This window comes from Donghicola tyrosinivorans (genome assembly GCF_003003355.1).
GTDB lineage: Bacteria > Pseudomonadota > Alphaproteobacteria > Rhodobacterales > Rhodobacteraceae > Donghicola > Donghicola tyrosinivorans.
Map to the genome: position 1 here is coordinate 182343 of NZ_PVTQ01000007.1, position 16641 is coordinate 198983.

15 protein-coding genes are annotated in these 16641 nt (G+C 61.2%); 3 read left to right on the forward strand and 12 right to left on the reverse strand.

The window, feature by feature from the left end; genetic code table 11:
• The first annotated feature begins 166 nt into the window (after positions 1–166).
• Positions 167–565 carry a group III truncated hemoglobin gene (locus CLV74_RS12065; protein WP_106265043.1) on the forward strand — a complete coding sequence of 133 codons (399 nt, stop codon included), beginning with the start codon at positions 167–169 and terminating at the stop codon, positions 563–565.
• Between the two features lie 275 nt (positions 566–840).
• Here CLV74_RS12065 and CLV74_RS12070 read toward each other — a convergent pair whose 3' ends face one another.
• Genes CLV74_RS12070 through CLV74_RS12080 form a run of 3 tightly spaced genes read right to left on the reverse strand, consistent with a single transcriptional unit; the run spans position 841 to position 3679 of the window.
• A complete protein-coding gene (locus CLV74_RS12070; RefSeq protein ID WP_106265045.1) occupies positions 841–1836 on the reverse strand; it encodes a YcjF family protein in 996 nt (331 codons plus the stop codon).
• Positions 1833–2276: a GNAT family N-acetyltransferase gene (locus CLV74_RS12075; protein WP_106265048.1), complete on the reverse strand. Its 444-nt coding sequence runs from the start codon at positions 2274–2276 to the stop codon at positions 1833–1835. The genes CLV74_RS12070 and CLV74_RS12075 overlap by 4 nt, the downstream gene beginning before the upstream one ends.
• Positions 2273–3679: a YcjX family GTP-binding protein gene (locus CLV74_RS12080; RefSeq protein WP_106265050.1), complete on the reverse strand. Its 1407-nt coding sequence runs from the start codon at positions 3677–3679 to the stop codon at positions 2273–2275. The genes CLV74_RS12075 and CLV74_RS12080 overlap by 4 nt, the downstream gene beginning before the upstream one ends.
• A gap of 118 nt (positions 3680–3797) precedes the next feature.
• Between CLV74_RS12080 and truA the strand changes: the two genes are divergently transcribed.
• Positions 3798–4568, forward strand: coding sequence for a tRNA pseudouridine(38-40) synthase TruA (gene truA / locus CLV74_RS12085; protein ID WP_106265138.1), 771 nt, complete (start codon positions 3798–3800; stop codon positions 4566–4568).
• Between the two features lie 42 nt (positions 4569–4610).
• Here truA and CLV74_RS12090 read toward each other — a convergent pair whose 3' ends face one another.
• The 7 genes from CLV74_RS12090 to CLV74_RS12120 form a co-directional block, all read right to left on the reverse strand.
• The gene (locus CLV74_RS12090) at positions 4611–5681 is read right to left on the reverse strand and encodes a DUF1513 domain-containing protein (protein WP_106265052.1); all 1071 of its coding nucleotides are present in this window, start codon (positions 5679–5681) and stop codon (positions 4611–4613) included.
• 3 nt (positions 5682–5684) lie between these two features.
• Positions 5685–6809, reverse strand: coding sequence for an imelysin family protein (locus CLV74_RS12095; protein ID WP_106265054.1), 1125 nt, complete (start codon positions 6807–6809; stop codon positions 5685–5687).
• Complete coding sequence (locus tag CLV74_RS12100; RefSeq protein ID WP_245888533.1) at positions 6809–8386, reverse strand: di-heme oxidoreductase family protein; 1578 nt, start codon at positions 8384–8386, stop codon at positions 6809–6811. The genes CLV74_RS12095 and CLV74_RS12100 overlap by 1 nt, the downstream gene beginning before the upstream one ends.
• Positions 8370–8858, reverse strand: coding sequence for a bacterioferritin (gene bfr, locus CLV74_RS12105; protein WP_106265056.1), 489 nt, complete (start codon positions 8856–8858; stop codon positions 8370–8372). Before bfr ends, CLV74_RS12100 begins: the two co-directional genes overlap by 17 nt.
• A gap of 4 nt (positions 8859–8862) precedes the next feature.
• Positions 8863–9120 (reverse strand): (2Fe-2S)-binding protein, encoded by a 258-nt coding sequence (locus CLV74_RS12110; protein ID WP_106265058.1) that lies wholly within the window; start codon positions 9118–9120, stop codon positions 8863–8865.
• A 63-nt stretch (positions 9121–9183) separates the two neighbouring features.
• On the reverse strand, positions 9184–10437 hold the full coding sequence (locus CLV74_RS12115; protein WP_106265060.1) for an imelysin family protein: 1254 nt from the start codon (positions 10435–10437) through the stop codon (positions 9184–9186).
• 225 nt (positions 10438–10662) lie between these two features.
• Entirely contained in the window at positions 10663–11319 is a 657-nt protein-coding gene (locus tag CLV74_RS12120) for a transglycosylase domain-containing protein (protein WP_106265062.1), read from the reverse strand.
• Here CLV74_RS12120 and CLV74_RS22830 point away from each other — a divergent pair.
• Entirely contained in the window at positions 11318–11518 is a 201-nt protein-coding gene (locus CLV74_RS22830; RefSeq protein ID WP_170108033.1) for a hypothetical protein, read from the forward strand. The two genes, CLV74_RS12120 and CLV74_RS22830, sit on opposite strands and share 2 nt — an antisense overlap.
• Before the next feature lie 89 nt (positions 11519–11607).
• On the opposite strand, the gene CLV74_RS12125 is transcribed toward CLV74_RS22830, so the two are convergent.
• Positions 11608–13164: a PhoX family protein gene (locus tag CLV74_RS12125; protein WP_106265064.1), complete on the reverse strand. Its 1557-nt coding sequence runs from the start codon at positions 13162–13164 to the stop codon at positions 11608–11610.
• 124 nt (positions 13165–13288) lie between these two features.
• Positions 13289–16588: an error-prone DNA polymerase gene (locus CLV74_RS12130; RefSeq protein WP_106265066.1), complete on the reverse strand. Its 3300-nt coding sequence runs from the start codon at positions 16586–16588 to the stop codon at positions 13289–13291.
• Between the last annotated feature and the right edge of the window lie 53 nt (positions 16589–16641).

Consider the following 16641-nt stretch of genomic DNA (forward strand, 5'->3'; position numbering starts at 1 on the left):
GGATCAGAGCGCCGGGCATATAATTCGAATAATGATCGCCATCATGCGTGTCATAGGCCGCCTTATAAGCCTGTGATCAGGGGCCGTAAAGCGCTGCGATGTATCGCCCCGTTGCGGCGCCCTGCCCCACCCCCTAGCTATGTAGTATCGCCCTAGGAGAGCCCCCATGACACAGTCCATCACCGGAGAGCAGATCGACCATGTGGTCGCCCGTTTTTACGCGCGCGTGCGGGTCCATCCTGTGTTGGGGCCGGTGTTCAACGGACGCATCACGCCCGAGGCTTGGCCTGCCCACGAAGACAAGATCAGCCGCTTTTGGCGCAATGTGATCCTGCAAGAGCGGAACTATCACGGCTTTCCCATGCGCACGCACCTGCAAACCCCCGAACTGAAGGCCCCCATGTTCGCGGACTGGCTGGGGCTGTTTGATGAGGTTTTGCGCGAAGAACTGCCCCAAGATGTGGCCGAGGCATGGTCCGGCATCGCCCACCGGATCGGCAAGGGGATGCGGATCGGCGTGGCGGATCGGGACGCTGACAAAGACGCGGTGCCCTCGCTCTTCTGAAATTCCAATCGCCAACAAAAAAGCGCCCTCGGTTGGGGCGCTTTGGCTGTTTCTGGCTGGCGTGCGTGTCTTGCGGGCGGGCGTCGTGGCTGTCGTACAGATAGCTGCGGTGCGGGCTGGCGCGATACGTTGGGAGCAAGCTGGAAATCACTACGCGGGGCTGGCAAATGGCTGGCTGCGCGTCTTGAGCCCTTGATGCACCATGCCCCGCGAAGGGTCAAGAAAAATCTTTAGATTTCATATACTTGACAGATTTTATCGGACTTTACTCGCCTTCAGCTTTTGAAAAACCCTGTCAGAGCCCTTTGCACCACACCCCGCGCCGAGGGGCGCTTTTGGGCGGCAAATGGCAGGGGGCGGCAGACCTCGATCGCGGCAATACCGACGCGGGCGGTCAAAGCGCCGTTCACCAGACCTTCGCCAAAACGGCGGCTTAGCTTGCCCAAGATGCCGCCCCCAATCAGCGGCTCTAGCATATCGTCGCCCACGGCCACGGCACCGGTCGCCACAAGGTGGGTCATCACCGCACGGGCCAGTCGCCAGCTGCCAATAAAACCGCCACGGCCGCCATAAACCTCTGCCACGCGGCGCATCATGCGCAGGTTGGCCGTCAGCGCCCCAATCACATCGGCCAAGGCCAGCGGCACCATAGCGGTCACGGTTGCCACCTGACGGGCGGCAGCCTCAACCTCTTTCAAGGCGGCATTGTCCAGCGAGGCCAGAACTTCGCGCTCGGCCATCGCCAAGGCATCGCTTGCCTCAATGGCATCAGGCAGGCGTTCTTTCAGGCGGTCACGGCCCCAGCGGGTGTCGTCGCGCCCTGCATACAAAGTCTCAATCTGCCCGACCACTTTGCGGGCGGCGGCCAGATCGCCCGCCTCGGCAGCACGATGGGCAGCGTGCTGGATCTTATCTATCCGCGCCAAGCGGCTGATCGCGGCCAATTCGCGTCCGATGATCATCAAGCAGACCAGCGCGAAGGCGGCGAAAAGGGTCGTCACCGCATAGCCCAGAATCGGGTTCGCCGCGATGAGGCTGGTTACAAAGTTCCACGCCGCGACCGAGATCAGCGTCCCGATCAGCGACACCAGAAGGCCCCAGAACCACCGCGCCAAGGATGAAGGGCGCCGCGCGGTCAAGGCCGCAACGGTTTGCATCGCCTGCCCTTGGGGAGCCTCTGGCCCCATATCGGGGACCGGTGCCGCTTGGGCGGGGTTCGGCGCGTCCTGCGCCTCGTCCAGATCAAAGACAATGGGGCCTTTGCGGCTCATGCAGCGTTCCTTTCCCAAAGCAGATCAATCTCGGGCAAGCCATGATCGCTGTGTTTTCCGACAGACGTGCCCACCTCGGCAAAGCCTTCGCGGCGATAAAAGTTGCGAGCGGCCACGTTGCGTTTGAAGGTCCATAGTTCCAACCGGCTGTGGCGGGATTTGGCGGCATCCAGCAGCGCCTTGCCCACGCCTTGCCCACGTTCCGGCGGGGCCACAAACAGCGCGTGGACGAAATTGTCCTGCAACGCCAGAAACCCTTTGGGGCGGCCATCGCCCGCCACTGTCACCCAGCCGCGATCAATCATCATGGCGCAATTGGCGATATCCTCTGCGCCCGAACACAGGCGGGGCAGCCAGTCATTTTCAGCAAAATAGCTGGACATCATTGCCCCAAGGGCGCCGCAGTCCAAGTCACGCGCGGGGCGCAACGTAATAGTCATAATTTGTCTCCGATTAGAAATTCAGCGGCACGGTCCAGACGAATATGGGGCGGACCGTCACCGGGGCGCAACGTCAGCGCAGCGGGGGCAAAGCGCATGGCCTCAAAATCCCCTTCCAGCCAGCTTTGCTGGTCATTGCCAAGTAAAATACGGGGGTCGGCGGGCAATTCACCGGGGTAGAGGGCGGCCATGCGGCCATCCTCTAGAAGCCGTCCGCGCACCACATCCAGCGACTGGCCATCATAGGCGCGGGTCTCTTCGGTGGTGGCGCGCAAGGCCGCCAGCGACATGGCCGAGGTTTCAGCCCCCGCAAAGCGGGCGCGTTCGCGGGCATCGCGGGTCAATTCCTCGATGATCGCGGTCAGGCGCTGGTGCTGGCTGTGATGCAGGTGGTCGGCCTTAGTGGCGGCGAACAGGATCTTTTCAACCCGCTTACCCATCAAAAGCTGGGTCAGAAAGGCATTCCGGCCAGGCCGGAAGGTGGACAGAATGCCCTGCATCGCATCGCGCATGTCCTGCACAGCCTCTGGCCCCCGATGCAGCGCACCCAGCACATCCACCAGCACCACCTGCCGGTCGATGCGGGCAAAGTGATCGCGGAAGAAGGGGCGCACCACCTGGGCTTTATACGCCTCAAACCGGTGCTCCATCGTGGTATAAAGGCTGCGGCGACCCACTTTCCCGACCTCAGGCAGCGGCGCAAAGGTCAGCACGGGCGAGCCTGCCAAATCACCGGGAAGCAAAAAGCGCCCCGGTGTGCAGTCCGAAAAGCCTTCAAGCCGCGCGGCATTCAGATAGGCCGAAAAGCGGCGGGCCAGTTCCTGCGCGTCAGTCTCGTTCAGGTCAGCCGTGCTGTCGGTGCTATCGGCCAGCGCCAGATAGGGTTCGCCCAAAGGACGACGGCGCAGGCGGTGCAGCACATCGGCGGACCACTGGGCATAGGTCTGATCCAGCAACGCCAGATCCAGCAGCCATTCACCGGGGTAATCCACGATATCAACATGAATGGTGCGCGGCCCCGACAGCCCGCCCAAAAGCCCCGAAGGCTGCACCCGCAAAGACAGCCGCAATTCACTAACCGCCCGCGTGCTATCCGGCCAGCGCGGATGGGCCGAGGTCAGATCGGCCAGATGCGCCTCATAGTCAAAGCGCGGCACGGTCATATCGGGCTGAGGCCGCAGATAGGCCGCCAGAATGCGCCCCTCAGCGGCGGCAGTCAGATGGCCCATGCGCCCGCGATCCAGAAGGTTCGCCACCAGCGAGGTGATGAAAACCGTCTTGCCGGCCCGCGCCAGACCCGTCACACCCAGCCGGATCACCGGCTCGAACAGGGTCTCGCTGACCGTGTCGGTGAGGGTGTCGACGCTGCGCGCCAGCTCGTCTGCGATGCGACCGATGAACAAAAAAGGGCCTCCTGCGGGTGTTCGGCCTTTAGTTAAGCACTGCGGCGCGGCGAAACCAGAGGGGGAATACCATTCCGCCGCGCTTGCTCTGCACGGCGCAGAGGGCTACATGGCGGCCATGCCCAGATATGCTTTACTTGTCGAATATGATGGCGCGCCCTTTGCCGGATGGCAAAGGCAGGCCGACCAGCCCTCGGTTCAGGGGGCGATTGAGGCGGCTTTGGCCAAACTGGAACGGCGCGAACATACCATCGCCGCCGCTGGCCGCACAGACGCGGGCGTTCACGCCTACGGTCAGGTGGCCCATTGCGACATGGAAAAGGATTGGGACCCGTTCCGCCTGTCCGAGGCGCTGAACCACCACCTCAAGCCCCTGCCCGTGGCGATCCGCGATTGCCGCCGCGTAGGTGACGACTGGCACGCCCGCTTTTCGGCCTATGAACGGCAGTATATCTTTCGCCTGCTGAACCGCCGTGCGCCTGCAACGCATCTGAAAGGCTATGTCTGGCAAGTGGCCCACCCGCTGGAACTGGAACCCATGCAAGAGGCAGCGAATATGCTGCTGGGTCTGCATGATTTCACCACTTTTCGCGCGTCCATCTGCCAAGCGGCCTCGCCGGTTAAAACGCTGGACAAGTTCGACATCGAACAGATCGAAACCGAAAGCGGGACCGAGTTCCGCTTTCATCTGGCCGCCCGTAGTTTCCTGCACAATCAGGTGCGCAGCTTTGTCGGCACGCTTGAACGTGTGGGTGCAGGGTCGTGGCAGCCCGAGGATGTGCGCACCGCGCTAGAGGCTTGTGACCGCGCCGCATGCGGCCCCGTCAGCCCGCCCCAGGGACTGTATCTGTCCAAGGTCGGCTATCCTGACAACCCGTTTGATCTGTAAGAGAAAATGCAAAAGGGCGCCCGTTGCGGCGCCCCTTGTGTTTCAGATCGCGACCAGATGGTTGTCCCAACTGTAATCGCCATCCACCAGAACCACATGGCCGCCGTCCGCGCCCCCTTCCAGCACGCCACCTTTGACCGTGACGATGAACCGCTCGCCAAAGCGGGCAACTCCGCTGGCCTCTGGCAGGGCCTGCCCATTCAACGGCGCGCCGGTTGTCCCGTCGAAAAAGATCACATGGCCGCCCTTCGGCCCTGTCACCGCAATCTGACTGCCATCGGCGGATAGGGCAATGCTGCCCGCGTACTGCTTCAAAGCGCGGGTTTCGGGGTGATCGAAGAACTGCAACGCCTCGCCCCGCCGGTGACTGGCCATCAAGGGTACCTCTTGCAGGGGATTGCCCTGCCATTGCAGCGCGATCACCACCCGCCCCGAGGCATCCGCCGCGATGTGCCGGATCGAGTTCAGACGCATGTCGGCAGGCGGTTCAACCTGATCAATGATCGCCCCTTCGGCGTCCAGATAGGTCAGGTTGGGCTGCATAGTCGGAATGTTCAGCACCGCCCGCTCATAGTCGGGGTGGGTCTGCATCCCGCCATTGGCCACGGCAAAGCCGCCATCATCCATGCGGATCATCTCATGGGGGCCGATCCCGCCAGAGGGCAGCTCGCCAATGCGCTTGTAGCCGTCGGTAGCGTCCCAAACCCCCAGTCGCCCGTCCGGAATGTCATAGGCATTCTCGGTCGTAAGCAGCAGCTTACCATCGGCTGTGAAGGCTCCGTGGCCATAGAAATGCCGCCCCTCGGGACTGTCCAGCCGCACGATCTCTTGCCCCGTCACGCAATCCAACACCACGGCAAAGCGGCCCGGACGGCGGGCAAAGGCCACGGCCTCGGCCCGTTCGGGATGGGCCGCCGCTGCGTGCCCACGTGAGGGGATCTGGATTTCGAACGCGATCTTGGCGTCCTCGGTCAAACCCACCAACCAAGTGCTATTGCCCGGCTTGGCGGCGGCAGTCAGGTATTTGGGCGCACCGGCGGCGGCCCAGCCTTGGCTGGCCCAAGCGGCAGTGGCAGAGGCCAGCGAGACGGCCAGAAACTGTCTGCGTTGCATGGATCAATCTCCGTCCGCGGCGCTAAAGCCGGTTTCGACCCCAAGATTGGGGCCTACGTCCTGCGCCATCTGGTTTTGCAGGTACAGCACCTTGCTTTGCAGCCCCTCGACGCGAATGCGCTGCATCGGATCAGCGACGGCCTCATTGATCGGAGCATCAATCGCAGCCACGCGGTCTTCGGTCTGATCAAAGACAGTACGCATCCAAGAACGGGTGTTGTCACCCAGATCACCGGCAAAGCCCGACATGACCACTTCTTCGATGCCCTCAAGCTGCGCCAGAATGATCTGCGCGGTCAGGCCCGACCGCCAAGCTTCGGCACGGGTCGGGAAGGGCCGTTCGAACGTGCCCAAAGGGCGGCCCAAACGCACATCGGCCACGCGGATCAGACCGAAATCAAGGGCAGTATAGACCACCTTGGTGAATTCCGACGGAGCCAGATAAACAGGGTTGTCGGGGCCAGCGGCACGCGCCAGATCGGCCCAACCGTTTTCAGCAAACCAGCCTTGGTAGATATCATCTGCCAGTCGCGCCAGATTGGCGCTAACGCCTTGCACGGCGGGACAGGCGGGAACGGCGTCGTCGTAAATCAGCATCTCAAGCGCGGGCAGACCCTGCGCCCCCGCCGAGAGGGTCGCAACCACAGCGCCATCGGCTTGCGCCTCTGGGCTTTGCTTTGTCAGATCAAGCAGAGCGCGGCCCACAAAGTTCTTTTTGTCCGGCCAGAAGTTCACGGTCAGCGCCGCGCCTTGCTGTTCGATCGGGCCGAACTGGTAGCTGTCCAGCGGCGCCCAAGCCATCCATGTATCCACGAACGCCGCCTCCAACGCCGCCTCATCGGCAGTGCCTGCGCAATGGGCGACGGCCACATCGTGCAACTTGGCGGACCGATCGCGGAAGGCGCCGAACTGCCCTTCAAAAACCTCTAGCACGCGGCGGGTGATTGCCTCGTGGCTGATGGTGCCAGAACCGGGCGGGAAGTAGGGCAACCCAGTCTCTGCGCTATGGGTCTCCAATGGAACGCCAGGGGCATCCACATTCGGGGCCGTCTGCGCCGTTGCCTCGCTGTTAAGCGTTGCGACGGAAAGAGCGGCGAAACCTAAGACACAGGCCAAGGAATGAAGCATCACAGGGACTCCAGAAATTTCAATAGTGCGGCGCGATCGGCAGCGGGCATCAGACGGACCGTTTCGCGGGAGGCCGTCGCCTCGCCCCCATGCCACAGAATTGCTTCAAGCAGATTACGGGCGCGCCCGTCGTGCAGAAAAAAAGTGTGGCCGCTGACAGCTTGGGTCATGCCGATCCCCCATAGTGGCGGCGTGCGCCATTCATTCCCTGTTGCCTGCCATTCAGGGCGTCCATCCGCCAGCCCAGAGCCCATATCGTGCAGTAACATGTCCGTGTAGGGCCAGATCAACTGGAACGATTGTTCGAGCTGGTTTTCAAGGCGATGGGTCACGAATTTCGGCGTATGACAAGCAGTGCAGCCCGCGTCATAGAACATCCGCTTGCCGCGCAGTACCTTTGGGTCATCCACATTGCGGCGGGCCGGCACGGCCAGATTGCGGGCGTAAAAGCTGGTCAGGTCCAGCACCGGATCTGACGCCTCCAAGTTTTGCTGCGCGGGGGTATTTCCGTCAGGCGCAGCAAGACAGGCCGTTTGCGCAGCCGTACATTCCCCTGCCCCCGCCGGATGCAGAGAGGTGGAAATCCCGATGTCCGAATGGAACGCATCGGCGCTTTGTCCGCGCACAGAACCCGCGCCTGCCTTAAGGCCAAAGCGCCCCAGCATCATCGTCTGCGCCTCTTGGTCCCAGACCTGATTGGCGCGGCCCGAAATCCCGTCGCCATCCGCATCATCAGGGTCTGCAAGCGCCAAGATATCCGCCTCGGGGATTGCCTCCAGCAACCCAAGACCAATCATCTGAGGGGCCACGCGGGGGCTGAGCATCGCATCAGGGTGCAGCGGCCCATAGCCCAAATCCGCCACCTCATAACTTGGCGCCCGCAATGACACCTGCGTGCCATCGCCCAAGGCCACGGGAACATCAGTGTAGGTCACGCGCATCTGCCCCTCGGCGGGAATGCCAGAGAGGGATTTGTCCTGTAGCTGATGGCCGTAAGTCGGCTCTGGCGCGTTAGCCAGATAGCGCAGGGTCTCGGCGTCCAGATCGCTGGCCTCATCGGGGATCGAGAGGCGCAGGAACATGGACACTCCATCATCCTCTGCACTTTCAGGCGGATGCCCGCGTCCGTCATTCACATGGCAGACCTGACAGGACCGCGCATTATACAGCGGCCCCAAACCGTCACTTGCCAAGGTCGAGGACGGCGCACTGGCCCAAAGCTTTTTGAACAGCCCATTGCCGATCTGGAAATCCAGTTCCCGCTCAAAGCTCATGTTGGCGGAGGGTATGGCAAAGGCATCGCGTCCCAGAACATCGAACTGGGTCGCGGCCCCTGCGGGGTGCGTCTCATAACGTTCAGGTTTGGTGAAATCGGTCGTCGGCGCCGTGACCTTGGCGATCCGTGCCGCCTCTTCCACAGTGCGTGGGACAATGACCTGCGCAGCGGCCCGAGGGTCGGCGTGAAGCTCGTCCGAGATGCTGTCTTGCGCACCCGCAGCCAAAGGCGCGATCAAGGCAAGGCTGGCTGGCACCGCAGCCAGTACCAGCCGCAACATACCATCAGTCTTCGGCAGCATCCGCCGCATCTGCATTGAGCATCTGGTACTTTTCGCCGCCGATCCGCTCGTATAGGTCCAGCTGGGTTTCCAGAAAATCAATGTGGCCTTCCTCGTCCGCGATCAGTTCCTCGAACAGGTTCTTGGAAACGTAATCGCCGACACTGTCGCAATAATTCCGAGCCTCAATATAGAGGGTACGGGCGTCATGCTCTCCGGCGAGATCACATTCAAGGGTTTCTTTGGCATTTTGCCCGATCCGCAGGGGATCCAGCTTTTGCAGGTTGGGATGACCTTCCAGAAAAATGATCCGGTCGATCAGTTTGTCTGCGTGGTTCATCTCTTCGATGCTTTCCGCGCGGGATTTGGCGGCCAGCTTGCCCAGACCCCAATCCTTTTGCAGACGGAAATGAACCCAATACTGGTTAATTGCCGTCAACTCACTGCGCAGTGCTGCGTTCAGGTACTCAATGACCTTTGCGTCGCCCTTCATGGTATTACCCTCTGTTATGTTTTCCGACGGTTTTAAGCTGTGGCACGGTTTGCACCTTGTCCAGCTTTGGCACGGCAAAATTGTCGCTACTGCGCATGGTCGACAGCAGCAGCGGCATACATCCGCCGCAGTCCGCCGACTTGCCCAAGGCGCGGTAAATCCGGCCGGGCGTGATCACGATATCGGCGTCCGAGGCGCGCATCCAGTCGATGGCCGCGTGGATATCCTTGTCCGAGATATTCTGGCAGTGACAGACGATCATAGGGCCGCTCCGTCAGGTTATGGAAGAAAGGGGCGCCGTTTCGGGCGCCCCAGTTGGGTGTTCTTACTGGAAGACCGCGCCTTCGTTATCGAGGCTGTCCGAACCTTCGACTGTCACGCCTTCCAGACCGACGACGGCCACGGCGCGTTCGATGTTGCGGGTCTGCGCGACCAGAGCGTCCACGGCAGACATGATCAGTGCCTCACCGGCAGCATTGCCTGCCCCCAAAAGCTGGTCATAGCTGGTACCAGCCTCGGCGGTCGATTTGATCGCGCCCAGTTGCAGCATGGTGTGGTTGATGTCAGCGGTCAGGTTCGCTGCCAGTTCTGCATCACGTTCTGCTACATAGTCGTTCAGCGACGGACCTTCGACGACCGAGCCATCCACACGCACATAACGGCCGGTGTAGACGTTCCGGATGCCAAGGCCATCGTAGTAGTGGCTGTTGTGGGTGTTATCCGAGAAGCAGTCATGCTCTTCCTCGGGATCGTGCAGCAGAACGCCAAGCTTCATCCGCTCGCCTGCCTGTTCACCGTAGGAGAGCGAGCCCAGACCCGTGAATGCCATGACCAGACCTTCGTTCGCATCGGCGGTCACGTCGGCACGGCCCTGACCATCAGCCCCCCAGTTTGCGACGGCATCTTCCAGATCGCTGATCAGCAGATCGGTTGCGGCCACCAGATACTGAACGCGGCGGTCACAGTTGTCGCCGGTGCAGTTGGCGGTATCGAAATCGGTTGCCGGACGGGCGCCCGCACCGTGGTCGGTGCCGTTCAGATCCTGACCCCAGAGAAGGAATTCGATGGCGTGATAGCCGGTGGCCACGTTCGCCTCGATCCCGTCAACTTCGTGCAACTGCTCAAGCACTGCGGGGGTGATGGTGCTGGCATCGATGGTTGCGCCCGACACCTCAAGCGCGGGGTTCGCGATCACATTCGCCAGCGCAAAGGGGTTCTCGTCGTTGCCACCCAGCATGGGGTCCACATAGTCGATCAGACCTTCGTCCAGCGGCCATGCGTTCACTTTGCCTTCCCAGTCATCAACGGTGGGGTTGCCGAAACGGAACGCCTCGGTCTGCTGGTAAGGCACGCGTGCCTTCAGCCACGCCTGCTTGGCTGCCGACAGCGTTTCTTCGCTGGGGTTGGCGACCAGTGCCTCGACAGCGACCTTCAGGTCTTTGGCGGTTGCCAGACTGTCTTCATAGCCCGCCAGCGCGATGTCTGCGTAGTTGTTCAGCACTGCCTCAGCCTCGACCGCCATGGCGCCTGTGGCTGCGAAAGTCATGGCCGAAGCCAGAAGCGTTGCGCGAAGTGTCATATGCGTTCCCTCGTGAATTACTATTCGCTGTTTGATGGGCTGGATACCCGATCAAAGAAGTCAGGTAAAGAGTTTCCGACTAAATAGGTCAGAAAATACAAAGGTGTTGTGCGACCCCACATAAAATGACCATTTTAAAGGAAATATGACCTTTCGCCCCGTTAAGGATGACCTTTCAGGCAGAACAGGGGAAAACCGTTGCAGTTCAGCGGACAAAGCTGCCAGTCACCGACAGCCTTCCAGCCAAACGTCACCATGGTCTAGCGGCGCACATTCACCTGCAAACATACGCTCGATTCGCGCTGTCCGAGCGACAAGCTTCTCGTCGCCATATCGCAAATCAAAGGACGCAGGCGCGATCAGCACAGCGACCAGTCGCAGATACTCTGTATCTGTTGTCTCGGACGGCGGCACGCCAAATACCTTAATGCTGGCCTCGAAGAACCCGGTCATCCAGCCATCAGGTCCACGCCCCATTTCAACGCTACCTAGCCAGAGGGCAAGGATCTGATCTTTTGTCAGGCTCTGCTCCAAACCTAGCGCATAGCCGGTCTGTCGTACTTTACCGATCCCGGGCTCGAAGTGCTTGAAGGCAAGTCGCTTCGAGACTGATTGGGAAATTGTCGTGGCACCGGCGCCGGCTGTACTGAAATCAACGCCGCTGTGGTCGCGGAAAGCGGGGTCCTGCACGCGCAAAAGCCAATTGAGACGTTCCGCTCCTAAGTAAGCGCCACTTCGGCCTTCTGCAATCAGCTGATTTGCCCTGATGCGAAGATCATCAGAGGCCAGCTTCGCATCAAAATATCCCTTTCCACCATAGGCTGCGAGAGCTGCGGTGAGCGCTGCAAGGACCAAGATGAGAAATTTGAAAACACGTGCCATGCGCGAACCATACGTCTGGGTCCGCCGCAACTGGAAGCGTAAAAGGGCTCGGGCTCTACATCCGGCGGCGCGGCAAGCTCTGCCCGACTTGATCGCCTTAAAGTGCGGCGAGCGCAGTATGATCGGCTATCGGCAATCTGCCGATGATGTGGCGGGCGGTGCCAATCTGACGGTTACCAACCAGATTACCCCATCATGAAGCAACGAACATAACTTAAAGGCAGGACAAGAGGGGAGCGCATAAAATGCCCTCCCCTCGAATTTTCGCTGCTTTGCTAGTTGCTTAGCTTACGACTGCTGACCTTTGGTCCAGATCCACAAAGCGTTATTCTCGTGGTTGCCGGTGTCTTCACCGATCACAACCTGACCGTTGGCGCGGACCAGAATGTTGTCAGGGTTCGAGATCGAGTCGACGGGGCAAGCGTTCGGCGCGTTGTCTTTGTTGTAGCCGTGACCAGCCACAACGGGGACCATCTTCGAGACGTTGAACGCCGCGTCCAGTTCCATCTCATAGACAACGCCGCACTTGTTTTCGGCAACGTTGATGTCGCCTTCACCGTCCGACATGGTTTTCGACACTTCGGACATCGCCACGTACATATAGGGAACCGAACCGTCCTTTGCGCCGTCATGGTTGATGTTCACACCTTCCATTTTGCGGAACTCGGCGGTGGCGCCTTTGACAGCCGCGGCTTTGTTCGATTCAAGGAAGGCGACGCGGTTGTCGGCGGCAGTACCAGCAGCCCATTCGGCAACCTGCGCGTCGGTGATGTAGTTGCTCTCACCGGCTTTGTGATCTTCCAGCGTGATGCCGTCGTATTCGGCGATCCAGCTTGCGATCTCGGCTTCCGATGCGTGACCCAGTTCGATCCACTCCATATCAAAGGCAGTGGTGGCCGCGTCCGCGCCTGCATCCCCAAGCTGGGTCAGCTTTGCCGCGTAAAGGGTGCCCGAGGACAGATCACCAGCGGTGTCGGCCACGAACTTGTAGAAGGGCTGACCGGTGCCGTCCGAGGTGGTGTAGGCGGTCTTTTGGTCAGGCATCACGACCGAGTTCTCGTGGCTCATGCGGCCCATTGCGAAACGCTTGACGGGGGCAGCTGCGCCTGCGGGATCGGTGATCTCGACGATGTAGCCGTAGTTATAGGGGTTGGGGTATTGGCCCAAGTATGCACCCAGCATCTGGGTATCTTCGATGTCTTTGTACTCGGGGTTGTTCCACTCGGCGGTCTCGTCAAAGTACAGCTCTTCCGACGACAACGGGGTGCCCCAAGGCGATACGGTGCCAAAGCAGTTCACCCAAGTGCCGCCAACCTTCGAGAAATCCACCATCGAGATGTCGCCAACGGTCCAGCTACCATCTTCCGCGCGGGTCAGAGCCGCACGCGACATGCCGCCGGGACGGTTTTCCCAGTTGGTGAACAGCAGGCCCGCATTGTCGCCAGTGGGGACAAAACCGTTGAAGTCGGGATCGTTCGAGATCAGCAGCTCTTCGCCTGCGATCGACTGGATGATGCCCGCAACGCCCTTGTCGCCTTCCTGCATCAGAACCTGATAGTCACCCAGCGAGGTCACAACAGTCGACTTGCCTTCGATTTCGGAAGGTACATCCGATGCGCTTGCCTCCCAGTTCACGTTCGAGACAACACCGACGGTCGCTTTGTTGAACTTGCCGTTCAGTTCATCCGAAGGATGCTGAACGTTGAAGAACAGGTCTGCGCCCTGCTCATAGAGGCCGGTGATTTCGCCATCCAGCGGCACGGTGGCAACGCGGGTCAGATTTTCCGCATAGGCGGCGGGGGTCATGGCGGTGGCTGCCAGAAGGACTGCAACAGTCTTTTTCATCGGGGGCTCCCTGAATACCTGAAAACATCGGCCCATCAGCGGGCAGATCGGACTGCTGGCTATCAGCCCTATGTGACAGATTTGTCGGGATAAAATGACGAAACGGTTAACGTTTCATGTCACCTCAATGAAAGTCCCTGCTGGGGAACAACCGCTTGGCCTGTTCGCGCGGGTGCCGCGCCCTTGGTGCAGGCGCACCCGATTGCCAGCCTTGGGGCGGCTGCGGTGCCTCAGGTTCCGAGAGGGTCGCAAGCCGCCATGACACATCCTCGACGTGCTGCGCGATCAGATGCACCACTTGGCCTTCACGCTGAAGATAACCGGTGATCTTGACCAGCCGCCCGCCGATAACCGCCCGCCGGAATTGCTCATAGATCTTGGGCCAGACCACCACGTTGCAGGTGCCAGTCTCATCCTCCAGCGTCATAAAGATCACCCCGCTGGCGGTGCCCGGCCGCTGCCGCGTGATCACCAAACCGCAAACCGCGTAATTGCCCAAGGGCGTGGTCATCAACCGCTCATGCGGGATCAGGCCCTGAATATCGGGGCGCAGCAACTCCATCGGGTGCGCCTTCAGCGACAACCGCAGGGACAGGTAATCATCCACCACCTCTTCGCCCAAGGTCATATGGGGCAAGTCAACCTGCGGCTCATGGATGCCCTCTTCCTGCGCCAAACCTTCGAACAAGGGTAAAGGCTTTGGCGCCCGCAGCGCCTTGACCTGCCACAAGGCATCCCGTCGCCGCAGCCCCAGATCGGCAAAGGCATCGGCCTGTGCCAGCTTGTCCAGCGCCGCAGGAGGCACCCCCGCCCGCCGCCACAGGCTTTCCACACTGTGATAGCCGTTGCCCCGCGCCGCCGCGATCCACTGGGCATCCTCTTCGCGCAGACCCTTGACCTGCCGGAACCCCAGCCGCAGGGCCAGCTGCCCGTCGGGCCGCCGCTCTAGGGTGTTGTCCCAATCGCTCATGTTGACGCAGACGGGGCGCACCTCGATCCCATGATCGCGCATGTCCCGCACGATCTGCGCAGGGGCGTAAAACCCCATCGGCTGCGAGTTCAGCAAAGCGCAGCCAAACGCCGCCGGATGATGCCGTTTCAACCAAGCCGAGGCATAGACCAGCAACGCAAAACTGGCCGCATGGCTTTCTGGGAACCCGTATTCGCCAAAGCCCTCAATCTGGCTGAAACACCGCTCGGCAAAGTCGGGGGCATAGCCCCGCGCCAGCATCCCGCCCACGAAACGGTCGCGAAATGTGCTGATCGTCCCCATCCGCTTAAAGGTCGCAAGGCTGCGCCGCAGCCGGTCCGCCTCGCCGGGGCTAAAGCCCGCCGCCACAATGGCGATCTGCATGGCTTGCTCTTGGAAAAGCGGCACCCCCAGCGTCTTGCCAAGCACATTGCGCAGGTCCTCAGAGGGCAGCATCACCGGCTCATGCCCCTGCCTGCGGCGGATATAAGGATGCACCATGCCACCCTGAATGGGGCCGGGGCGGACGATGGCCACCTCAATCACCAAGTCATAGAACTGGCGCGGCTGCATACGGGGCAGAAAGTTCAACTGCGCCCGACTTTCCACCTGAAACACCCCGATCGCATCGGCATTGCACAGCATCTGATAGGTCTGCGCATCCTCTCGTGGCAGGTTCTCCAGCGTATAACGCGCGCCCCCCTGCCCTGCGATCAGGTCAAAGCATTTACGGATGCAGGTCAGCATCCCAAGGCTGAGGATATCCACCTTCAAAATACCCAAAGCGTCGATATCGTCCTTATCCCACTCGATCACCGTGCGCCCTTCCATGGCAGCGTTTTCGATGGGACACAGTTCATCCAAACGCCCCCGCGTGATGATAAAGCCCCCCACATGCTGGGACAGATGCCGAGGGAAACCGGTGATCTCGCCGATCAAACGCAGGGTCTGCCGCAAACGCCGGTCCTCGGGGTCCAGCCCCAGTTCCCGCACGCGATCAGGCTCTAGCCCATTGCGCGACCAGCCACTGGCCTGCCCCGCCAAGGCGCCGATCAAATCCTCGCTGAGGCCCATGACCTTGCCCACCTCACGGATCGCCGCGCGAGAGCGAAAATGGATCACCGTCGCACAAAGCCCCGCACGGTGCCGCCCGTAACGCGCGTAGATGTGCTGGATCACCTCTTCGCGGCGCTCATGCTCGAAATCCACGTCGATATCGGGGGGCTCGCCCCGCTGTTCGCTGACAAAGCGCTCAAAGACCATGGTAATCACCTCTGGCCCGACCTCGGTCACCCCCAGCGCATAACAGAGGATCGAGTTCGCCGCCGACCCGCGCCCCTGACACAGAATATCCCGCGACCGCGCAAAGGCGACAATGTCATGGACGGTCAGGAAATAGGCGGCAAAGCCCAGCTTCTCGACCAATTGCAATTCCTTGGTCACCATCATGCGGGTGCGTTCGCTGATCCCGCCGGGATAACGGCGGCGCAATCCCTGTTCGACCAGCCGCGCAAGACGGGACTGAGGGCTTTCCCCATCTGCAACCTCATCAGGGTATTCATAGGACAGCTCGGACAGATCAAAGGCACAGCGCCCCGCCACCTCGACCGAGCGTCTCAAAGCCGCCGGATAGCCCGCGAAAATCCTTGCCATCTCGTCAGGGCCTTTCAAGCGCCGCTCGGCGTTGGGCAGGGCAAGCCTCCCGATCCGGTCAATCACAGTCCCTTCGCGCAGGCAGGTCAAAACATCCGCCAACTGCCGCCGACTGGCATGATGCATCAAGGCATCGCCCACAGCGACCATCGGCGCAGCGCAAGCCTTCGCGGCCCGTGCACAGGCCGCCAGATGCGCCTCATCCGCCCCGTCGTAACGCGGCGCGGCCCCGTAATACAGCTGACTAGGCGCCACCCGCCCCAACTCCCGCAATTGCGCCAGAACCTCCCGCGCCTCGGGATCGCCCTCACACACCGCGACAAACACCAAATCGGCTGCATTCTCCAAAACATCGGCAAAGGACAGATCACACTGCCCCTTCTCGGCCCTCCGCTTGCCCAAGGTCAGCAGACGCGAGAGCCGCCCATAGCCATCGCGGTTCATCGGATAGGCCAGCAAATGCGCCCCGCAATCGCGCAGCACCAACCGCGCCCCGACCAGAAGGCGCGGCAAGACCACCACCTTCGCATCCACCGCCACCGGCGCAGCCCACCGCTGACGACTGGACGGGTCCACTCCCACGGACGATCGGATCACCACCCGCGCACCTTCCTCCTCAGCCGCCCGCTTCAACTCCCGCAACGCCGACCAGGCCCGCACCACACCGGCCAGCGTATTCCGGTCCGCAATCCCGATCGCCTCCAACCCCAACTCGGCCGCGCGGGTCACCAACTCCTCCGGATGGGACGCCCCCCGCAGGAACGAGAAATTCGAGGTCACGCATAACTCTGCATAGCCCATCCAAACCGCTCCTGAAGCCGCCCCATCATGACGCCAAAAGCGCCCGCTCTTTC